Raw genomic sequence first — 6,210 nt, 5'->3', positions numbered from 1 at the left:
ATAATACCAATTCATTTTACAATAAAAATCTCGAAACCGGCGCGTATATATTTGACGAAAACATCAGTAATATTTTCGGGTACAAAGACGCTACTTACACGGGCTTCATGACGTTTTCACAAAAAACGGATGACTGGGGAATGCGGGTTGGTTTGAGGGTAACAGATTACAACCAGGAAATCAACCAGATCAGTGCTGCCCGCAAGTTCGACGTGCATTTCCTTACGTTGGTACCTTCACTGGCGCTTACCCGCAAGCTGGGCGACGCGCAGCAACTTAAACTGAATTACAGCCGCCGCGTGCAGCGCCCCGAAGCTGACTGGCTCAATCCATTTACAGACGTATCCGATCCACGGAACATTCAGTCGGGTAACCCTAACCTCCGTCCCGAGTTTACCCACAAAGCAGAAATGGGCTACTCGAACTACGAAGATGCAGGCGGCTTTGGTCCTTCCCTTTTTATGGATTACAGCAACAATGCGATCACACGTATCCGCACGCTCGATGAGTCGGGTATCTCTTTGACAAGATACGACAACGTGGGCCGCGAGCTTTCTTACGGTTTTGAAACCGATTTTTCGAAAAAAATCGGCGATGTTCTTAAAATCAATGGAAGCGGCCGGGTTTTCAGGAGTGAAGTTGTTTCCCAGGTCGCACAGATCGACAACCGTACTTGGAGCTATTCGGGTAACCTGAATGCATTTGTTACATTGCCGGCCGATTTCCGGGCTTCTGCTTATGTGAATTACGAAGGTCCGAGAGCAATTGCGCAGGGTACACGCGAAGGTGTTTTTATCGCCAATATGGGTATCCGGAAGGATCTTCTGGAAAAAAAGGCCACAATCTCGTTTAATGTGCAGGATATATTTTTGTCGAGAGCCTATAAAAGTCAGCTGATGACAGAAACGTACTCTCAAAGCTCTTTATGGCAGCAGACAAACCGCCAGGTTAACCTTACATTCCAATATCGCTTTGGCAAGATCTCTGCAAGCGGGGACGATGCATAAGGAAAATGTCACCACGAAACACAAGTCAGGAAGGGCCTTCAAGCTCTTCCTTTTTTGTTTTACCTATATTATCATGGATATTCCAGCTAACCCGACTACATGGAATGGTTTTTGCAACTCCTGCAAAACAGCAGGCGTATAGGGCAAGATTAAACCTTATGCACGCTGGCTGATCTAAAATGCTGAAATGGGACGATGATCGAAAAACCACATTCCCAACACATTTTAAACAAACAATACGATGATACAAATGAAAAACACTTGGAAAATCCTGGTCGCATTGATGCTGATCAACAGTGCTTCCTTTGCTCAAAAACTACCTGCCGATTCCATTTTCAATAATTTCTATCAAGCAACGGGAGGTAAGGCACTTTGGGACGGTGTGAAATCTTATAGCATGAAACGCAGCTACAGTGCGGCCGCTGCTACTCCTTATGATGCAAGCGTTACGGTATCCCTGCCGGAACAATCCATGTACAAGTCTAAAACCATCATGAAACGCAGCTTCGTGTATACGGTTAAAGGTGATCAGGGATGGATTAAAGTTCCGCTTGGACAACGAATGGATGTAAAAGACCTGAGCCAGGCTGAGCAGCAGAGTATGCGACTTGAAATGTATGAGATGCTCGCGCCATTTATCGATTATAAAAACAGGGGCCTGATAGCTACTACTGTTGGTACCGAAACATTGAATGGCGTACAGGTCAACCAGGTAGAACTGCAGGGAAAAGGTGTGAAGTACAACTTGTACTTTGACGCTAAAACAGGCTTGCTGGTTCGCCAGAGAGAAACAAGCGGCGGAGTGGAAACTACAACCGATATGTCTGATTACACCAAATCGGCTTACGGGATTTCATTTCCTTCCAAGCTGGTAGAGATCAATACAGCTGACAAGAAACCGGTTACTATCAAGTCTGCATTAACAGTGAATCAGCCTGTTAACGCGGATCTTTTTAAAAGGTAATTGCCAGGATAAATCAAAAAATGAACTGGATAGCCGGACAGGACTTCGGCTGTCCAGCTTTTTTATACAAACGGGAAGCAATTTAAACCACCAGCCTTGGAATTCGGGCGGGCTCAAAAGCAAGGGATGAAGAAAGCATTAAAGGTACTGGCAATCGTAATCTTAACAATACTTATTCTGGTTGGTGTGCTGATCTGGGGAATTACAACTCCTTACGGCCAGAATGTTCTTACATCCCAGGCGAATTCATTTTTGCGTAAAAAACTGAAAACGAATGTAAACATTGAGAAAGTCCGCTTCGATATCCCCGACTGGATCCTGCTGGAAGGTGTTTACTTTGAAGATACCCACGGCGATACACTGGCATCCGGCAAGCGGCTGTATGTAGACCTGGATATGTGGAGCCTGATTAAGGGAAATATCGGGATCAACAAGGTGGAGCTGGAAGGCATTAATGCAAATATCAACCGCGTGCTGCCGGATACGACTTTCAATTTCCAGTTTATCGTCGACGCATTTGCCAGTACCGACACTACTACGGTTGAAGATACCACTGCCGCTCCCCTCGAAATGCGGCTGGACCAGATCTCGCTTAAACAGGTACGTTTATCCTACCGCGACGCGGTAACGGGAATGGATGCGATTGCGGTGATCGACTCGGCGCACGTCGAGTTTGACAAATTCAACCCTACCAAATCGCAGTACCACCCTACTATGGTGGCTCTGCTGAACAGCCAGGCGAAACTCCGTATGTATGCCCCGCTAAAAACAGCCGCAGCCGGCCCGCCGCCTGAAACGGAACCAGGCGACACGCTGGACCTGAAACTGGGAGATATCCTGATCAGCCAGTTCAAATTTCAGTTTGACGATGAAGTTTCGGGATTGAAAAACGGAGTATCTGTCGGAAAACTGCAGGGGCATATCAACAAGCTTTTCATGGATAGCCAGCAGGTGGATGTGAAAGATCTGAACCTGGAAAATATGTCGCTATTCGCCGAGTTTGCGAAAAAGGCTAAAACTCCTGAAAAGAAAGATACAGATACAACCGCTTCCGAAACGCCGGGCTGGACTGTAAAAGTAGGTCAGATCAGGTTGGTAAATAATGATATCCGTTACGACGATAACAATACGGCGGCGCAGCCAAAAGGACTGGATTTTGCGCATTTGAATGTAAAAGATCTGAACATTGATTTGCAGGATTTCATCTTCTCGCCCGAAGTAATTTCCGGCGCATTGAAATCGGGTTCATTCAATGAGAAAAGCGGGTTTAAGTTACAGGAATTCCATACCAACTTTGCTTACGGTGAACAGGAAACGTACCTCCGCAACCTGCTTGTAAGGACTCCAAATACCATTTTGCGCGACGAGCTGAGCCTGCGTTATGCCAACATGGACCAGCTTACCAAAGATATTGCGAAGGTTAAACTCAAACTCAGACTGACCAATAGCAAGGTTTCGTTCGCGGATGTACTCTTGCTCATGCCGGATCTGGCTAAAACACCGCCTTTTGACAAAGAACCAAATGGCGTGGTACAGGGATCGGCCAACATTACCGGGTCTGTTAATGATATGCTGATCTCGAAAGCGGATTTCAGGATGCTGAATGGAACTGTACTGAATGTGAATGGCCGCGTACAGGGGTTACCGGAGGCAGAAAAGCTGGCGATGGACCTGAATATCAATGAGATTTCATCCAGCAAGCAGGATTTGCTGAAAATGCTGCCCGATAGCGCGGTACCTGCTTCCATTGAGCTGCCTGAAAACATCAAGATCTCAGGAAAAGTGAAGGGTTCGATGGATAATGTAACAATGACCACGACTATCAATACTTCTTTTGGTACAGGTACATTCTCCGGAAATCTCAAAAATATTACAGACAGTATCAGAGCCCAATATAACGGAACACTCGCATTCCAGGATTTTGATCTGGGTAAATTAACCAAACAGCCGCCGCAGGAAATGGGCAAGCTGACGCTCCGCACCGACCTGGAAGGAGTTGGTTATGCACCCAAAACAATGAAGGCGCGGCTTGACGGTACCATTGCAAGTGCAGATATCAAAGGGTATGTATACCAGAATTTGCAGCTGAAAGGCGATGTTGACCATGGTCTCGCCAACATTACTGCGGATATGCAGGACCGTAACATCGATGTGAACCTTACTGCGCAGGCGGATCTTTCAAAAGAGTACCCTAGCGTTAAAGCAGACGTTTCAATCGATAACCTGGACTTGACTGCTTTAAACCTGTATTCGGATTCGCTGCAGATTAAAGGAAACATGAAGGTAGATATGCCTTCAACCAATCCTGAAAACCCGCTTGGGACTGTCAATATCAATAACCTGGTACTAACTCACCACCGCCGCCCGATTGGTATATCAGACATTAACATGGCGCTGACGGATTCAAGTGGCCAAAAGCAGGCGAACATTGATTCACCGTTTTTGAAGGTAAAAATGGAAGGCGATTATTCCTATACCGAGCTCAGCGACGCATTGCTGACCGAGGTTGGAAAACATTTCAAAGCGCCAAGTCTGACTTACAATGAAGTAACCAAACCGGTTAATTTTACATTGGCGGCAACAGTTACCAACCACCCTGTTCTGCAAATGTTTGTTCCGCAGCTTCGTGAAATGAACGAAGTGCAGCTGAATGCGAAAATGGATAATCAGAAAGATTCGTCGATCGTGGCGCGGCTAAGTATTCCGATGGTGGATTATGACAGCATTCGCATTGAACGTGTTTCTGTGGATTTGAGCAGTGTCGAAGAAAATGCGGCACTGAATGCAAATATCGGATCTGTGAATACCGGAAGTTACAGACTTCAAAACACCTCGCTGCAAAGCAAGATCAATGACAATGATGTGAAGTTTGACTTTGTGGTCAGAGACTCAGTCAACACGGAGCGGCATGCGATAAAAGGGGATCTTGCGGTTGCCAACAACAGCTATCGCCTCAACCTGCGCGAAAACCTGCTGCTGAATTACAGCGAATGGGAGACTGACACTGCGGGCTACATTCAGTACGCGACGGATAGTGTTTATGTCAAAGATTTTGTGATCAAAAACGGCGAACAGTCGCTGACAATCAATTCGACAGAGCCGATACCAAACAGTCCGCTGGATATAGAAATGGCGAATATCTCGATCGGTAACCTGATTGAAATCGCTACCCGCGACTCTACGATGGCGACGGGGATTTTGAATGGAAAAGTGTTGCTGAGCAATTATATGGTGGCACCGGTGTATACTGGCGAGCTTACAATTGACAGTCTTGCGGTAACAACAATCCCGGTCGGAAATCTTTCCCTGAAATCGACCAATGAAACCGAAAATCTGATCCGCGTCGCAATGTCGCTGGTGAGCGCCCAGAATGATATCAGCGTTGACGGGAGCTACAACCTGAAATCCAAAACGCCTATGGATTTCAAAATGGATCTTAAAAAGCTGAGTGCAAAAACGATCGAAGCATTCAGCTTCGGCGAATTGCAGCGGGCAGAAGGTAACCTGACCGGAGATATCGCAATAACTGGCGCTACTGACAGTCCAAGATTGAACGGTGCATTGAACTTCGACAATGTTGCATTCAATGCGACACAGCTGGGCTCCCGCTACTCGCTGGGTAACCAGAAGATCAATTTCAATGGACAAACGATCAATTTCAACAACTTCACCATTGCCGATTCACTGAACCAGCAGATGAAAATCAATGGTAATGTGAACATCGCCAATATCCCGAATGTGGGTTATGACCTTTCCATTTCAGGCAAGAATTTCAATGTGCTTAATTCAACCCAGAAGCAAAATGAGCTTTTCTTCGGAAAAGCGAACATTGACGCAAACCTGACTGTAAAAGGGGTTGGCAGCAAGTCGGTAATTGACGGAAGTGTGAAAGTTGATCCGGGCAGCAACATTACTGTGGTACTGCCAAATGATGCGACGGAAGCTGGCGACGCTACAAAAGGTGTGATCGAGTTTGTGGATATGAGTGATTCCACGCAGGTAGCACAAGCAGATTCGGCCGAAAAGAAGCAGGAAATTATTGTTGATTTTGCTTCGCAGATCTCACTGGACGTGGAGGTAGACGACAAGTCGGAGTTCAAAGTAGTGATCGACGAATTGAATGGAGATAACATCAGGCTCAAAGGAAATGCGCAGCTGAATACAGGTATCGCGCCAAATGGACAGCTTTTCCTGCTCGGTTCTTACGATTTGACAGAAGGCTCCTACGACCTGACTTTG

Annotated in this window: 3 protein-coding genes; all 3 read left to right on the top strand. The window is 46.3% G+C overall.

Annotated features, from left to right (window positions below; translation table 11 throughout):
- On the top strand, nucleotides 1-1,007 hold a 1,007-nt coding region (locus ACTIE6_RS15145), incomplete at its 5' end, for an outer membrane beta-barrel family protein (RefSeq protein ID WP_439557436.1).
- Between the two features lie 250 nt (nucleotides 1,008-1,257).
- Nucleotides 1,258-1,971, top strand: a complete 714-nt coding sequence (locus ACTIE6_RS15140; RefSeq protein ID WP_439557435.1) for a hypothetical protein — start codon at nucleotides 1,258-1,260, stop codon at nucleotides 1,969-1,971.
- Between the two features lie 126 nt (nucleotides 1,972-2,097).
- Nucleotides 2,098-6,210, top strand: a 4,113-nt coding sequence (locus tag ACTIE6_RS15135; RefSeq protein ID WP_439557434.1) for a translocation/assembly module TamB domain-containing protein, incomplete at its 3' end; no start/stop codon positions are given.

The sequence above is a fragment of the Dyadobacter sp. genome, from assembly GCF_051859145.1.
Taxonomy (GTDB): domain Bacteria; phylum Bacteroidota; class Bacteroidia; order Cytophagales; family Spirosomataceae; genus Dyadobacter.
The sequence above is the reverse complement of the archived record's forward strand: the minus strand, read 5'-3'. Positions and strand labels throughout refer to the sequence as shown.